This is a genomic window from Sporosarcina obsidiansis, from assembly GCF_009651005.1.
GTDB lineage: Bacteria > Bacillota > Bacilli > Bacillales_A > Planococcaceae > Sporosarcina > Sporosarcina obsidiansis.
On sequence record NZ_WHVW01000066.1, the window covers coordinates 1 to 243 of the forward strand.

Consider the following 243-nt stretch of genomic DNA (forward strand, 5'->3'; position numbering starts at 1 on the left):
ACGCGGGTGTAGTTTAGTGGTAAAACCTCAGCCTTCCAAGCTGATGATGAGGGTTCGATTCCCTTCACCCGCTCCATATTATTTATCAAATGAACCTTGAAAACTGAACAGCAAAACGTTAACGAAATATACGTTTGTGCATTGGCTCTGCCGGTGACATAAACACAAATGAGTATCTTAAATGATGCCAGCAAGAAATCGAGCTAACTCGAATTTCTCTTTTATGGAGAGTTTGATCCTGGC

1 tRNA gene is annotated in these 243 nt (G+C 41.6%); it reads left to right on the forward strand.

Annotated features, from left to right (window positions below):
• Positions 1-2 precede the first annotated feature (2 nt).
• Positions 3-76, forward strand: a tRNA-Gly gene (locus tag GD002_RS17700).
• Positions 77-243 lie beyond the last annotated feature (167 nt).